At 73.4% G+C, this 14,595-nt stretch carries 11 protein-coding genes; 6 read left to right on the forward strand and 5 right to left on the reverse strand.

Annotated features, from left to right (window positions below; genetic code table 11):
- On the reverse strand, positions 1–1,976 hold a 1,976-nt coding region (locus CCN44_RS02045), incomplete at its 3' end, for a sensor histidine kinase (protein ID WP_276329117.1).
- A gap of 373 nt (positions 1,977–2,349) precedes the next feature.
- Between CCN44_RS02045 and CCN44_RS02050 the strand changes: the two genes are divergently transcribed.
- A complete protein-coding gene (locus tag CCN44_RS02050; protein ID WP_079081147.1) occupies positions 2,350–3,138 on the forward strand; it encodes a protein phosphatase 2C domain-containing protein in 789 nt (262 codons plus the stop codon).
- Between the two features lie 34 nt (positions 3,139–3,172).
- Here the strand turns inward: CCN44_RS02050 and CCN44_RS02055 are convergent, their stop codons facing one another.
- A complete protein-coding gene (locus CCN44_RS02055; RefSeq protein WP_414820477.1) occupies positions 3,173–3,664 on the reverse strand; it encodes a MarR family winged helix-turn-helix transcriptional regulator in 492 nt (163 codons plus the stop codon).
- A 258-nt stretch (positions 3,665–3,922) separates the two neighbouring features.
- Here CCN44_RS02055 and CCN44_RS02060 point away from each other — a divergent pair, with 258 nt between their 5' ends.
- Together CCN44_RS02060 and CCN44_RS02065 are read left to right on the forward strand one after the other, a co-directional pair.
- Positions 3,923–4,747: a lysozyme gene (locus tag CCN44_RS02060; protein ID WP_059252572.1), complete on the forward strand. Its 825-nt coding sequence runs from the start codon at positions 3,923–3,925 to the stop codon at positions 4,745–4,747.
- 137 nt (positions 4,748–4,884) lie between these two features.
- Positions 4,885–7,242: a SpoIIE family protein phosphatase gene (locus tag CCN44_RS02065; RefSeq protein ID WP_086696697.1), complete on the forward strand. Its 2,358-nt coding sequence runs from the start codon at positions 4,885–4,887 to the stop codon at positions 7,240–7,242.
- A gap of 325 nt (positions 7,243–7,567) precedes the next feature.
- Here the strand turns inward: CCN44_RS02065 and CCN44_RS02070 are convergent, their stop codons facing one another.
- The 3 genes from CCN44_RS02070 to CCN44_RS02080 all read right to left on the reverse strand — a co-directional run bounded on the left by CCN44_RS02070 (position 7,568) and on the right by CCN44_RS02080 (position 11,994).
- Complete coding sequence (locus tag CCN44_RS02070) at positions 7,568–8,596, reverse strand: serine/threonine-protein kinase (protein ID WP_059252570.1); 1,029 nt, start codon at positions 8,594–8,596, stop codon at positions 7,568–7,570.
- A 95-nt stretch (positions 8,597–8,691) separates the two neighbouring features.
- A complete protein-coding gene (gene lon / locus CCN44_RS02075; RefSeq protein WP_059252569.1) occupies positions 8,692–11,112 on the reverse strand; it encodes an endopeptidase La in 2,421 nt (806 codons plus the stop codon).
- Between the two features lie 45 nt (positions 11,113–11,157).
- Positions 11,158–11,994, reverse strand: a complete 837-nt coding sequence (locus tag CCN44_RS02080) for a rhomboid-like protein (protein WP_237482399.1) — start codon at positions 11,992–11,994, stop codon at positions 11,158–11,160.
- A 164-nt stretch (positions 11,995–12,158) separates the two neighbouring features.
- On the opposite strand from CCN44_RS02080, the gene CCN44_RS02085 reads away from it, so the two are divergent.
- The 3 genes from CCN44_RS02085 to CCN44_RS02095 all read left to right on the forward strand — a co-directional run.
- On the forward strand, positions 12,159–12,836 hold the full coding sequence (locus CCN44_RS02085) for a spermine/spermidine synthase domain-containing protein (protein WP_059252568.1): 678 nt from the start codon (positions 12,159–12,161) through the stop codon (positions 12,834–12,836).
- Between the two features lie 112 nt (positions 12,837–12,948).
- On the forward strand, positions 12,949–13,689 hold the full coding sequence (locus CCN44_RS02090; RefSeq protein WP_059252567.1) for a response regulator transcription factor: 741 nt from the start codon (positions 12,949–12,951) through the stop codon (positions 13,687–13,689).
- Positions 13,686–14,595: sensor histidine kinase (locus CCN44_RS02095; protein ID WP_086696698.1), on the forward strand; the 910-nt coding region annotated here is incomplete at its 3' end. The genes CCN44_RS02090 and CCN44_RS02095, both read left to right, overlap by 4 nt.

Genomic DNA, 14,595 nt, shown 5'->3' on the forward strand with positions numbered 1-14,595 from the left:
CCGAGGCCGAGGCCGTCGTCGCCCTCCTGGTCGTAGAGGGACTCGGGGTCGAAGTCGGTGAGGCGGGCGTTGAGGCGGGCGAGGCGGTCCTCCGTCACGCCGATGCCCTCGTCCTGGACGGACAGCATGACCTCGCCCGACTCCAGGAGCCAGCCGGAGACCTCCACCGGGAGGTCCGGCGGGGAGAACGAGGTGGCGTTCTCCATGAGTTCGGCCAGCAGGTGGGAGAGGTCGTCGGCGGCGAAGCCGGCCACGTGCGCGTGCGGGGGCAGGGCCGCGATGCGGACCCGCTCGTAGCGCTCGATCTCGCTGACCGCCGCCCGGACCACGTCGACCAGCGGCACCGGGCCGGGGTGCTGCTGGACGTGCTCGGTGCCGGCGAGGACCAGCAGGTTCTCGCTGTGCCGGCGCATCACCGTGGCGAAGTGGTCGAGCTTGAAGAGGGTGGACAGGCGGTCGGGGTCCTGCTCGCGCTCCTCCAGGCCCTCGATGACCGCCAGCTGTCGCTCGACCAGGCCGAGGGTGCGCAGCGCGAGGTTGACGAAGGTGGAGCCGATGCTGGTGCGCAGCCGCTCCAGCTGGGCGGCGGAGTCGGCGAGCTCGGCGCGGAGTTCCTCGCGGGCGTCGGCCATCTTCTGGCGCTGGCCCACCAGGTGCTTGCGGTCGGCCTCCAGGGTGGCGACCCGCTCGTGCAGGGCCACCGCGTGCGCGTGCAGGGCGTTGACCGAGCGGACCACCTGGGCGAACTCGTCGTTGCGGCCCGTGAACGCGATCGGTTCCTGGGTCGTGGGGTCCTCGGACCCGGCGAGGCGGGCCGAGCCGCGGCGCAGCACCGACAGCGGGCGGGTCAGGGTGCGGGCCATGGCGGTGGCGATGCCGATCGCGACCAGCAGCAGCGCGCCGAGGACGGCGACGCGGATCTCCAGCGCGGTGACGTCGTCGTCCCGGAGCTTTTCGAGGTCCTTGGTACGGCGGTCGTACAGCGCGGACTCGGCGCCGCGCATCAGGTCGACGCGGGCGGACAGGGCCGCGTCCAGCTTCTTGGTGCTGGTGGTCAGCTCGCTGTCGGCCAGGGTGGGCTGGTCGGTGAGCGCGGCCAGGTACTTGTCGGCCGAGTTGACCTCGGGGCCGGTGACCGTGGAGTCGTAGGAGGTGACGGCGGCCTTGGGCGCGGTCTCGTGGAAGTCGGCGAGGGCCGCGTCGGCGCGCAGCCGGGCCTGCTGGGCGGCGGCGGTGAGCGCGTCGCGCTGTTTGCGGTCCGCCTCGCTGCTGGTGGCGGACGTGCTGGGCAGGCCGGTGGCGGGGTCGATCACCGTCTGGGTGCGGGACGGGATGTTCAGCGCGGCCAGCAGCAGGCCGCGGGCGGCGGCGGACTGCTGGACGGCGGAGTCCAGTTCGGCGAGGGCGTAGGCGCCGGAGCCGGCCCGCGGGGGCAGCTGTTCGGCCAGCTGCTCGGCGAGCCGGTGCAGTGCGGTGATCGTCGCCGAGTACGCCTGGTGCGTCTGGAGGGCGGTGGTCTTGCCGGTGAGGGCGGCCCGGCGGATCGGCTCGATGCCGTCGAGGGCGGTGCGCAGGTCCGCCGGGGCGTCGGTGTCGGCGCGCAGCTCCTCGACCTGCCGGTCCACGCGGGCGCTGCGGTCCTCGGCGGGTGCCTTGGACTTGGGGCGGCCGGCCGCGATGTAGGAGGTGACCTCGTCGCGTTCGTCGGCCAGGGAGTGGGCGAGCGTGAGCGCGTCCTGGGTGCGGGCGGCGAGCGTCACCAGCTCCTGGGAGTCGCTGACGTCCTGGGAGGCGGTGAGCAGCGCGGGCGCGCCGGCTCCGGCCACGGCGGCGGCCACCACGGCGACGGCGACGATCAGCCGGGTGCGCACATGAGTGGGGCGGCCGGTGCCCACGGGGGTCTGGGGGACGGTCCCCTCGGGGGCCGTCTGCCTGCCTGTGCGCCGAGGCCGCTTCTTCTGCACCGGTGCTCGCATTCCTGAACTCGTCTACCCAGGGGCCCGGGTGGCACCCCGTCATCTCGGTGCCAAGTGGTGCGTACACCCGGTTCGTACGGTTCCCGACCCTCCCAGCGCCGGTGGGCAGTGGTCGCGCATCACCTGACCCGCCACCCGAAGGAGTGAACATCGGAGGGGAGTTGGCGGGCAAGTTCCCCTGGCGCGTGCCGGGCTCCTCCGCGCCGTGCCGGTTGGACGCACGCGGCAGGCTTTGGCAATATTCGCCACCACGTCTTCCCGGAGTGGCTCATTCCCGCCCAATCCAGACGCCTGACCTGCGGGGTCGGGGGAATTCACCGAGTGGTTGCCGCCTTTTGGCGGGGCGTGTGAAGGGCTCGTGCAGACTGGCCGGATGCGCACTGATCTCGTTTCGGAACCCGGCGCCGCCACCCGCCCCAACGAGGACTTCGCCGGTGTCGGACTACCCGCCTCCGGACAGGGCGGTTGCGTGATCGTCCTGGACGGAGTGACACCGCCCCGCGGGGGGACGGGCTGTCTGCATTCGGTCCCCTGGTTCACCGCGCGCCTGGGCGGTGCGCTGACCGAACTGACCGTTTCCGGCCGAGATCTGACGCTCCCGGAGATTCTCGCGCGGGCGATCCGGCGCACGGCCGACGCCCACGCGGACACCTGTGACCTTTCTCACTCGCGAACCCCCCAGGCAACCGTCGCCCTGGCCCGCTGGTCCGCCGCCGAGGTCGAGTACCTGGTGCTCTCCGATGCGGCGCTGCTGCTGCGGGGACCCGACGGCACGGTCACCCCGGTACTGGACGACCGGCTGGCCCGGCTGCCCCGCGCCGCGCTCGCCACCGAGGCCCTGGTCGACGCGCACCTGCGCAACAAGGAGGGCGGCTTTTTCACGGCCGCCGCCGATCCCGCCGTGGCCGCCCGGGCGGTGACCGGCGTCCTGCCCCGGCACCAGGTCCGGGCGCTGGCCGCGCTGACGGACGGCGCGACCCGCTGGACGGAGATGTTCCGGGCGGGCGACTGGACGGCCCTGTTCGACCTGGTCGCGAAGGAGGGCGCCCGGTCGCTGGTGGAGCGGGTACGGGAGCTGGAGGCGGCGGACCGGGAGGAGCGGGCCTTCCTGGGGCGGAGCAAGACGCACGACGACGCGACGGTGGTGTACGTGGAGCCGTGAGGGGCCGCGCCGGGCGGTGGCGGGCCGGCGGGGGTCACTTCGCCATGACGCCGTTCAGCTCGTGCAGCAGCCGGGCCAGTTCGGCGACCTCGCGGCGGTCCCAGTGGGCGAGCTGGCGGACGTAGCGGGCGCGGCGGGCCTCGCGGACCGTGCCGACGCGGCGGCGGCCCTCCTCGGTGAGGGTGACGAGCCAGGCGCGGCCGTCGGCGGGGTCGGGTTCGCGGGCGATCAGGCCGAGGTCCTCCAGGGCGCGCAGCTGGCGGGACATGGTGGCCTTGCCGACGCCGATGTAGGCGGCGAGTTCCGTGGCCCGCTGCCCGCCGAGTTCGTCCAGCCGGATGAGCAGGCCGTACGCGGAGGACTCCAGGTCGGGGTGGACCTCCCGGGCCATCTCGCCCTGGTTGGCCCGGGCACGCCGGAGCAGCACGGTCAATTCCCGCTCCAGCGCCAGGAATTCCTGGTCTGCACCACTGGGCGTCATCTGGCCGACGACGCCGTGCGCGCCGTCGTTTCCGTCCTCGTGCACGTCAGCACCCCTGATCGGTTTCGCGGTCCTGAAAGTTTCTGTCAAAAGTCGTCATTGCCGCAGCTCTGTCAGTATTTCGCAGGCGTAGACCAACGGCGTCGTCCGGACCCTCTTCCCACGCCGTCATCTACGTGCGTAGCTTCTTTACCACGTCATTAATGGCATGCCCACGCCAGTGGGCCGGCGGTCAGCGCCACGAGCCCCCCACACAGCTCACCCCACACCGCTCTCCCCCACTTCACTCCCCGGAGGCACGTCATGCCCGTGCTCAGACCCGGCCCCTTCCGCCCGCGCCCCCTCGCCGTCCTGCTCACGGCCCTGCTCGCGGCGCTCTCCCTCACCCTGCCGCTCACCTCGGCCCAGGCCGCGAGCACGCCCAGCCGCGGCTCCGCCCACATGGGCATGGGTGTCCTCGCCCACGACGGCCAGGACGGCTCGCCCAGCACCGGTGACGTCACCCAGACGGAGGGCGTCGACGTCTCCGGGCACCAGGGCAACGTCGCCTGGTCGACCCTGTGGAACAGCGGGGTGCGCTGGGCGTACACGAAGGCCACGGAAGGCACGTACTACACGAACCCGTACTTCGCCCAGCAGTACAACGGCTCCTACAACGTGGGCATGATCCGCGGCGCCTACCACTTCGCCACCCCGGACACCACCAGCGGCGCCACCCAGGCCAACTACTTCGTGGACCACGGCGGCGGCTGGTCCCGGGACGGCAAGACCCTGCCCGGCGCCCTCGACATCGAGTGGAACCCGTACGGCGCCGCCTGCTACGGCAAGACCGCGAGCCAGATGGTCAGCTGGATCGCCGACTTCATCAACACCTACAAGGCGCGCACCAGCCGGTACCCGGTGATCTACACGGCCACCACCTGGTGGACCCAGTGCACCGGCAACTACGGCGGCTTCGCGACGAACAACCCGCTGTGGATCGCCCGCTACGCCTCCACCCCGGGGACGCTGCCGGCCGGGTGGTCGTTCTACACGATGTGGCAGTACACCTCCTCCGGCCCGACCGTCGGCGACCACGACAAGTTCAACGGGGCGCTGGACCGGGTGCAGGCCCTGGCGCTCGGCTGACGCCGGACGTCCCGCGTCCCGCGCGGTGGCCCCGGCCGGCCGGGGCCACCGTGTCCGCCGCGCTGCGTTGGTGCTCCGCGCCACCCCGGATCATGCTGGTCAGGAGAGCCTGCCGAGCAAGGGCGAGATGAGCGGCGATGGAGCGACAGTCGACGTACACGGCCACGGCCACCATCGATGAGCAGGGCATTCTGACCGGCTGGAGCGAGGGCGCGCGGCGGCTGCTCGGCTACGACTCCCCGGCCGTGGTCGGCCGGTCCGCCACCGCGCTGCTCGCCGCCGACGGCGCGGCGGTCCGCCGCGCCCTGTCCGGCCGCACCCGCTGGAACGGCACCGTCCCACTGCGCCACCAGGACGGCCGGCTCGTGGAACTGGACGTGCTCGCCCACCGCCGGACCTCGGGTACCGGGGGCACCGAATGGCTCGTGGTGAGCGCCGTCGCCCCGCGGCCCCAGCCGCCCCGGGGCGAACCGCTGGAGGAGTGGACCTTCCTCCAGTCCCCCTTTCCGCTCGCGATCTTCGACGCGGAGCTGCGCCTGGTGCGCGCCAACCGCCGGCTGGAGCGCGCGCTCGCCCTGCCCGAGGCGGCGATGCGCGGGCTGGGCCTCGCCCACATCGTGCCGGGGGCCGCGAGCGCGGAGGCGGACCGGGCGATGCGGCTGGCGCTGGAGTCCGGCCGGCCCCAGCGGGCACCCGCGCGGCTCGGCCCGGACCTCGGCGGGACCACCGTCACTCCGCTGAAGGACGCCGACGGCCGGGTCCGGGCGGTCTGTCTGTCCGTGGAGCAGCCGTCCCCGGAGCCCGCCGGCCGGCCGCGTCCCCCGGACGTGGCCGAAGCGCCGGCCGGCACGGCGGCGGACCAGTCCCGCGCCGCTCAGGAACTCGGCGAGGTCACGGTCCCCCGGCTGGCCGACGTCATGGCCGTCGACCTGCTGGACTCCCCGCTGACCGGCACGGAGGCCCGCACCCACCTGCCGGACCGGGTCGTACTGCGCCGGGCCGCCCTGCGCGCGGTCCCGGACGGCGACGGGCCCGGCCGCGGCACCGGGGTCGGCGAAGCGGTCGTCTGCCCGGCCGACTCGCCGCCCGCCCGCTGCCTGGCCATGGCCGGCCCCCAGCTGTTCGACACGGCGGACCCGGCGGTCGCCGAGTGGGCGGCGCTGGACCCGGGCGCCGCCTGGCTGCGCGCGTCCGGGGCCCGCACGCTGCTGGCGGTGCCGCTGCTCGCCGCGGGCGGCACGCTCGGCGTGGCCTTGTTCGGCCGGCACCCGCAGCGGGGGCCGTTCGGGCCGGAGGAGCTGCGGCTCGCCGAGGAGTTCAGCGCCAAGGCGGCGGCCGGCATCGAGCAGGCGCGCGGCTACTCGCGGTCCCGCACCACCACCATGGCCCTGCAGCGCAGCCTGCTGCCGCACACGCTGCCCGACCAGGAGGCGCTGGAGATCGCCACCCGGTATCTGCCGGCCGCGACCCGGGCCGGCGTGGGCGGCGACTGGTTCGACGTGATCCCGCTGTCCGGGGCGCGGGTGGGGTTGGTCGTGGGCGACGTGGTGGGCCACGGCATCCGCGCCTCCGCCACCATGGGCCGGCTGCGGATGGCGGTCCGTACCCTGGCCGACGTCGATCTGCCGGCCGACGAGCTGCTCACCCACCTGGACGATCTGGTGCTGCGGCTGGCCGCCGACGAGAGCAGCGCGGACCCGGACGCCGACTCCGCCGGCGGCATCGGCACCACCTGCCTGTACACGGTGTACGACCCGGTCACGCGCCGGTGCACGATGGCCCGGGCCGGGCATCCGCCGCCCGCCGCGGTGACCCCGGACGGTACGGTGCGGTTCCTCGACGTGCCCGCGGGGCCGCCGCTCGGGCTCGGCGGGCTGCCCTTCGAGGCGTTCGAGACGGAACTGCCCGAGGGCAGCCTGCTCGTGCTCTACACCGACGGGCTGCTGGAGGCCCGCGACCACGACATCGACGAGGCGCTGGACAAGATGTTCGCCGCGCTCGGCCGCCCCGCGAAGTCACTGGAGTCGGTGTGCGACCGGGTCCTCGCCGAGCTGCTCAGTCACCGCCCCGACGACGACATCGCCCTGCTGGTGGCCCGTACCCGGGCGCTGCACGAGGACCTGGTCGCCTCCTGGCAGCTGGACGACAAGCCCACGGTGGTCTCCCTGGCCCGCCGGTACGCCACCGAGCAGCTGACCGTCTGGGGGCTGGACGAGGCCGCGTTCACCACCGAGCTGATGGTCAGCGAGCTGGTCACCAACGCCATCCGGTACGGCCGCCCGCCCATCCGGCTCCGGCTGATCCACCGCGGCAACACCCTGATCAGCGAGGTCTACGACTCCAGCGGCACCACCCCGCACATGCGCCGGGCGCGGATCTTCGACGAGGGCGGCCGGGGCCTGCTGCTGGTCGCCCAGCTCGCCGAGCGCTGGGGCACCCGGCACGACCGGGTGGGCAAGACGGTGTGGGCGGAGCAGTCGCTGACCGCGCTGTGACGCGCTCCCGCCCCGCCGCGGGGAGCGGCGGGGCGGGAGCGCGCGCAGGGCACCTCGCGGTCGGGAGGAGTCCCAGGAGAACCACGTGCACGCGTACGCGCGGTGCTCGTAGTACCACCAGCAGGAGGAACATGCCGCCTGCCCCGCTTCGAGCGGCGTTCCCCGCGGTTCCTGATCATGAGCTTCACCGTCGCCTCCTGCCGTTCCGCGGGGCCCTGGTCGGTCTCCGGTGTCTCCGGTGCGGCCCGCACACCCAGTAGGCGGGAGCGGCCCCGGCCGGGTCACGTTCCGAAGGTCCGGGACTTGACGGCGGGGAAGACCCCCGCTAGCGGCCCGTCCGGAGCACCGGACCGGCCCAGGCCGGCGGCTCGGGCACCTCGGCCCGGTCGGAGCCCGGCTCCGCGCCCGGGCCGGCGCCCGCGTCCGGGTCCGTGCCGTCGGCGCCCGTCCGCGGGTCCGCCGGGGCCGGCGCGAGACCCTGCGGGCCGGCCTCGCCGACGGCGCCGCGCAGGGCCGCCACGAACTCCAGGCAGGTGTCGTAGCGGTCATCGGGGATCTTCGCCAGGGCCCGGTGCAGGACCTCGTCCGCGCCGCCCGGGATGTCCGGCCGTTCCTCGCTCAGCGCGGGCGGCGGGTCGCACTGGTGGGCCCAGAGCAGCTCCAGGTGGTCCTCCCGCCGGAAGGGCGGGGCACCCGCGAGGGTCTCGTGCACCACGCAGGCCAGGCTGTACTGGTCGGACCGGCCGTCCACCGGGCGCCCGGCGATCCGCTCGGGCGCCACGTAGTCCAGCGTGCCGATGAACTCGCCCGGCGTGGTGAACCCGGTGAGCGACAGGGACTTCTTCGCCAGTCCGAAGTCGGTGAGGTACACGTGCTCGGGGTGGTCGCTGTCGACGCCCTTGGCGATCAGCACGTTGCCGGGCTTGACGTCCCGGTGCACCAGGTCGCGGGCGTGGGCGGCGTCGAGCGCGGAGGCGAGCTGGGTGGCGATGCGCAGCGCGGCCGGCACCGGGAGCGGGCCCTCGCGGTCGATGAGGGCGCGCAGGTCGAGGCCGGAGACGAAGCACATGGCGATGTACAGCACCCCGTCGACCTCGCCCGCCTCGAAGACCGGCACGATGTTGGGGTGGTCGATGGCGGCGGCCACCCGGGACTCCTGGATGAAGCGGCTGCGGAAGGCCTCGTTGCGGGTGTACTGGGGGGCCAGCAGTTTCAGGGCGACCGTGCGGCCGAGGCGCAGGTCCTTGGCGCAGTAGACGACGGCCATGCCGCCGCGGCCGAGTTCGCGTTCCACCCGGTAGCCCGCGATTTCCGCGCCGATCAGTCCGGAGGCGCTCTCGGGAGGCCAACTCACGTCTGAATTCTACCGAGTGATCCCGTTCCGGGCGCAGGGCGGAGGCCCGGGCCTCCCTCATGGAACCCGGGCCTCGCCCTGTCCGGACGCGTCCGTCACGCCGCGACCGGAACCTCCGGCTCCGCGCCGCTCGTGGCGGGCGCGAGCGCCAGTTCCAGGACCTGGCGGACGTCGGTCACGGCGTGGACGTCCAGCTTGTCCAGCACCTCGGCCGGGACGTCGTCCAGGTCGGGCTCGTTGCGCTTGGGGATGATCACCGTGGTCACCCCGGCGCGGTGGGCGGCGAGCAGCTTCTGCTTCACCCCGCCGATCGGCAGCACCCGGCCGGTCAGCGAGACCTCGCCGGTCATGGCGACGTCCGTGCGGACCAGGCGGCCGGAGAGCAGCGACGCGAGCGCCGTGGTCATCGTGATGCCCGCGCTCGGGCCGTCCTTCGGCACCGCGCCCGCCGGGAAGTGGATGTGCACACCCCGGTCCTTCAGGTCGGCCACCGGCAGCTCCAGTTCGGCGCCGTGGCTGCGCAGGAAGCTCAGCGCGATCTGCGCCGACTCCTTCATCACGTCGCCCAGCTGGCCGGTCAGGGTCAGCCCCGCCGCGCCCGTCTCGGGGTCGGCCAGCGACGCCTCCACGAAGAGCACGTCGCCGCCGGCGCCGGTGACCGCGAGACCGGTCGCCACGCCGGGCACGGCCGTACGGCGCTCGGCCGGGTCCTGGGCGGACTCGGGCACGTGGTGCGGCCGGCCGATCAGGGCGCGCAGGTCGCCGTCGGTGACGGTGAACGGCAGCTCCCGCTCGCCCAGTTCGTGCTGGGCGGCGATCTTCCGGAGCAGCCGGGCGATGGACCGCTCCAGGGTCCGCACCCCCGCCTCGCGCGTGTACTCGCCGGCGAGCTTGCGCAGCGCGCTCTCCTCCAGCGTGACCTCGTCCCCGCTCAGGCCGGCCCGCTCCAGCTGGCGCGGGACCAGGTGGTCGCGGGCGATGACGATCTTCTCGTCCTCGGTGTAGCCGTCCAGCCGGACGATCTCCATCCGGTCGGCGAGCGCCTCCGGGATGGCCTCCAGGACGTTGGCGGTGGCGAGGAAGACCACGTCGGACAGGTCCAGCTCGACCTCCAGGTAGTGGTCCCGGAAGGTGTGGTTCTGCGCCGGGTCGAGCACTTCGAGGAGGGCCGCGGCCGGGTCGCCCCGGAAGTCGGAGCCCACCTTGTCGATCTCGTCCAGCAGGACCACCGGGTTCATCGACCCGGCCTCCTTGATCGCCCGCACGATCCGTCCGGGCAGCGCACCGACGTACGTACGGCGGTGGCCGCGGATCTCGGCCTCGTCGCGGACGCCGCCGAGGGCGACGCGGACGAACTTGCGGCCCATGGCGTGGGCCACCGACTCGCCCAGAGAGGTCTTGCCGACACCGGGCGGGCCGACGAGCGCGAGCACGGCGCCGCCGCGCCGCCCGCCGATGACGCCCAGGCCCCGGTCGGTGCGCCGCTTGCGCACGGCCAGGTACTCGGTGATGCGCTCCTTCACGTCCTCCAGGCCGGCGTGCTCGGCGTCCAGCACCGCCTTGGCGCCCTGGATGTCGTACGCGTCCTCGGTCCGCTCGTTCCACGGCATCTCCAGGACGGTGTCCAGCCAGGTGCGGATCCAGGAGCCCTCGGGCGACTGGTCGGAGGCGCGCTCCAGCTTGTCGACCTCCTTCAGGGCGGCCTCGCGGACCTTCTCCGGCAGGTCGGCGGCCTCCACCCGGGCGCGGTAGTCGTCGGACTCCTCGCCCTCCTTCTCGCCGTTCAGCTCGCGCAACTCCTTGCGGACCGCCTCCAGCTGACGGCGCAGCAGGAACTCGCGCTGCTGCTTGTCGACGCCCTCCTGGACGTCCTTGGCGATGGTCTCGGCGACGTCCTGCTCGGCGAGGTGGTCGCGCAGCTGCTGCGTGGCGAGCTTGAGCCGGGCCACCGGGTCGGCGGTCTCCAGCAGCTCGACCTTCTGCTCGGTGGTCAGGAACGGCGAGTAGCCGGAGTTGTCGGCCAGTGCCGAGACGTCGTCGATGGCCTGGACGCGGTCCACGACCTGCCAGGCGCCGCGCTTCTTCAGCCAGGTGGTGGCGAGCGCCTTGTACTCCTTGACCAGCTCCGCGACCTGGCCCGGCAGCGGATCCGGGACGCTCTCCTCGACGCGGGCGCCCTCGACCCAGAGCGCGGCGCCCGGGCCGGTGGTGCCGGCCCCGATGCGGACCCGGCTCCGGCCGCGGATCAGGGCCCCCGGGTCACCGTCGGCGAGCCGGCCGACCTGCTCCACCGTGCCGAGGACGCCGGTCTTGGCGTACGTGCCGTCGACCCGCGGCACCAGCAGCACCTTGGGCTTTCCGGGTTCCGAGCGGGCGGCGGCCTGCGCGGCCTCCACCGCGGCCCGCACCTCGGCGTCGCTCAGGTCCAGCGGAACCACCATCCCCGGCAGCACGACCTCGTCGTCGAGCGGCAGCACGGGCAGGGTCAGCGTGAACGCCGGTGACTCAGCAGCCATGATCTCCCCTTAGGCAGTCAACTTGAGCTATGCCGACTCAATGTTCTAGCGGCGCCTGTTGTTCCCGGAGAAGTGTTCGCTCTGAGCGATCATGTGCGAGCAAGGGGGTGAGCCGCCGCCTCGGACCCAGGGCCAGGCGGCCACACCGATCGCCAGGGCGATGAGGTGGCCCCAGTCCGTCAACGGATCCGTGGAGCCCGGCAGGCCGCTCAGCAGCACGCCCGCGACCACGGCGAGGACGGACCGGCCCAGCCAGGGGCGGAGCAGGCCCGCCAGGGCGCCGGTGCCACAGGCCACGCCGAAGCTGATGCCGTAGTCGAGGCGGTGCAGCGAGCTGCCGGGCAGGCGGCCGAGGAGGACCGCGAGGCCCACCGGGACCTCGGTGGCGAGAGTGGCCAGGACATGGCCGGCCAGGAAGACGCAGGCGGCCCGCACCCCGCCGGTCCGCCGCTCCAGCGCGGTGAGCACCAGCACGCATACGACCGCGTACGGCGAGACGATCCCGCCCGCGACCCACAGCGCGCTCGCCGTCAGCACCAGCGCGGGCGTGCGCACCAGGTGGGCGACGTCCGTGCTGGAGCCCTGGTGCAGCGCGTGCACCAGGCCGGGATCGGCCAGGGAGGCGAACAGGGAGGTCAGGGCCAGGATCGCGGTGTAGGCGAAGGTGAACGGCGTTCCCGTGGGGGTGGGCAGCAGGCGCCACGCGCGCAGGGCCGGTGCGGACGGGGGCGCACCGTCCGGTGCGGGGGCGGGTGCCGCGGATCCGCGCTGGCGGGGCACGCCGTCGAGCAGGCGGGACGGGACGGCGTTCGGGCCGTCCGGGAGGGGCCCGCCCGGTGCGGATGAGGCCTCCGGCGCGGGGCCCGTCGTGCTCCGTTCCACGGCGCGGCGCTCCTTCCGTCGCACCCCACCCTTCACGCCCGGGCGCGCCGCTGTCCATGACCGGCGCCACGCGAGAGCGCCCCGGGGCGGCCGGCACCACACGTCCGTGGGTGTCCTGCACAATTCCCGTGAATGCCGGGCCCTGTTCCAGCAGGATGGTGGTCATGACTGCCGTGTACGACACTCCCGTGGTCCTGGACCGGCGCGACGGCCCGTACGGCGAGGTGGTCCTGCGCAGACACGGTGCGCTGCTGCAGATCATCGCCAACGGCTGCTTCCTGATGGACACCTCCGACGGCCGCTCGGAGCGGCTGCTGGTCGACGCGGCCCGCGCCGCGCTGGACGGGCGGCCCGCGCCGGAGGTGCTGATCGGCGGGCTGGGCGTGGGGTTCTCGCTCGCACACGCCGCCGCCGATCCCGGGTGGGGGCGGATCACCGTGGTGGAGCGGGAGCCCGCCGTCATCGACTGGCACCGGGACGGGCCGCTGGCCGAGCTGTCCGCCGGGGCGCTCGCCGACCCGCGCACGAGGATCGTGGAAGCGGATCTCGTGGCGTACGTCAATGAGACATCGGACACGTTCGACGCACTGTGCCTCGACATCGACAACGGGCCCGGCTGGACCGTCACACAGGACAACGACAGCCTCTACACGCCCGCCGGACTCGCCGCCTGCGTACGGGTGTTGAGGCCCGGCGGGGTGCTCGCGGTGTGGTCGGCCGAACCCTCTCCGGAATTTGAAGGAAGCTTGCGGAATGCCGGGTTCCAGCAGGTGCGTACCGAAGAGGTCCCCGTTGCCCGGGGCGTTCCGGACGCCGTCCACCTCGCCGTCCGACCTGGATAGCGACAGCGCGGTGAGTCCCCGTAATGTGCTGCCCTGACGCGGATCATTCAAGCGTCAAACGCAGACATGGGATCACCCCACGGATTCCGGAAAGCAACAACAGGGGCGGGCGATGGAGCAGACACACACCTCCCAGAGCGGCGCGGCGACGACCACCCCGGGCGCACAGCGCCGGGTCCTGGTCGTCGAGGACGATCCCACGATCGTCGACGCCATCGCGGCCCGGCTCCGCGCCGAGGGATTTCTGGTGCAAACGGCGGCCGACGGTCCGGCCGCCGTCGACACGGCCGAGGCATGGCAGCCCGACCTGCTGATCCTCGACATCATGCTGCCCGGCTTCGACGGGCTGGAAGTGTGCCGGCGAGTGCAGGCGCAGCGGCCGGTGCCGGTGCTGATGCTCACCGCGCGGGACGACGAGACGGACATGCTGGTCGGGCTCGGCGTCGGCGCCGACGACTACATGACCAAGCCGTTCTCGATGCGCGAGCTGGCGGCACGCGTGCACGTGCTGCTGCGGCGCGTGGAGCGGGCCGCGCTGGCCGCCGCCACGCCCCGCTCCGGCATCCTGCGCCTCGGCGAGCTGGAGATCGACCACGCGCAGCGCCGGGTGCGGGTGAAGTCCGAGGACGTCCACCTGACGCCCACCGAGTTCGACCTGCTGGTGTGCCTGGCGAACACCCCGCGCGCGGTGCTCTCCCGGGAGCAGCTGCTGGCCGAGGTGTGGGACTGGGCGGACGCCTCCGGCACCCGCACGGTCGACAGCCACATCAAGGCGCTGCGGCGGAAGATCGGCGCCGAGCGGATCCGTACCGTGCACGGCGTGGGCTACGCGCTGGAGACACCGGCCCCGTGAGCGGCGACGGGCGCCAGGCCGCACGGAGGAGCCCCGGGACCCTCGGCGAGGACCCCTGGGGCGGCGTACGCCCGTTCTCGATCAAGACCAAGCTGGGCGCGCTGGTCGTCATCTCGGTGCTGATCACCACCGGTCTGTCGATCGTCGCGGTGCACACCAAGACGGAGCTGCGCTTCATCACGGTCTTCTCGATGATCGCCACGCTGCTGATCACGCAGTTCGTGGCGCACTCGCTCACCATGCCGCTGGACGAGATGAACACGGTGGCCCGGTCGATCTCGCAGGGCGACTACACCCGCCGGGTGCGCGAGAACCGCCGGGACGAACTCGGCGACCTGGCCCAGACGATCAACGTCATGGCCGACGAGCTGGAGGCCCAGGACAACCAGCGCAAGGAGCTGGTCGCGAACGTCTCGCACGAGCTGCGCACCCCGATCGCCGGGCTGCGCGCGGTGCTGGAGAACATCGTCGACGGGGTCACCGAGGCCGACCCGGAGACCATGCGGACGGCCCTGAAGCAGACCGAGCGGCTCGGCCGCCTGGTGGAGACCCTGCTGGACCTGTCCCGGCTCGACAACGGCGTCGTCCCGCTGAAGCTGCGCCGGTTCGAGGTGTGGCCGTACCTCTCGGGCGTGCTGAAGGAGGCCAACATGGTCGCCTCCGCGCGCGCGGGCATCGCCTCCGGTTCCGGCAGCCACACCCGCACCGACGTCCATCTCCACCTCGACGTCTCCCCGCCGGAGCTGACCGCGCACGCGGACCCCGAGCGGATCCACCAGGTCGTCGCGAACCTGATCGACAACGCCGTCAAGCACAGCCCGCCGCACGGCCGGGTGACCGTGAAGGCGCGGCGCGGGCCGCAGCCGGAGTCGCTGGAGCTGGAGGTCCTGGACGAGGGCCCCGGCA

The sequence above is a fragment of the Streptomyces tricolor genome (assembly GCF_002155905.1).
In the GTDB taxonomy this organism is placed as follows: domain Bacteria; phylum Actinomycetota; class Actinomycetes; order Streptomycetales; family Streptomycetaceae; genus Streptomyces; species Streptomyces tricolor.

Bases quoted from the DNA above. Each gene is read 5' to 3' on its own strand.
- CCN44_RS02050 (WP_079081147.1), top strand. From the start codon at position 2,350: ATGCGCACTGATCTCGTTTCGGAACCCGGCGCCGCCACCCGCCCCAAC.
- CCN44_RS02060 (WP_059252572.1), top strand. From the start codon at position 3,923: ATGCCCGTGCTCAGACCCGGCCCCTTCCGCCCGCGCCCCCTCGCCGTC.
- CCN44_RS02065 (WP_086696697.1), top strand. From the start codon at position 4,885: ATGGAGCGACAGTCGACGTACACGGCCACGGCCACCATCGATGAGCAG.
- lon (WP_059252569.1), bottom strand. From the start codon at position 11,112: ATGGCTGCTGAGTCACCGGCGTTCACGCTGACCCTGCCCGTGCTGCCG.
- CCN44_RS02085 (WP_059252568.1), top strand. From the start codon at position 12,159: ATGACTGCCGTGTACGACACTCCCGTGGTCCTGGACCGGCGCGACGGC.
- CCN44_RS02090 (WP_059252567.1), top strand. From the start codon at position 12,949: ATGGAGCAGACACACACCTCCCAGAGCGGCGCGGCGACGACCACCCCG.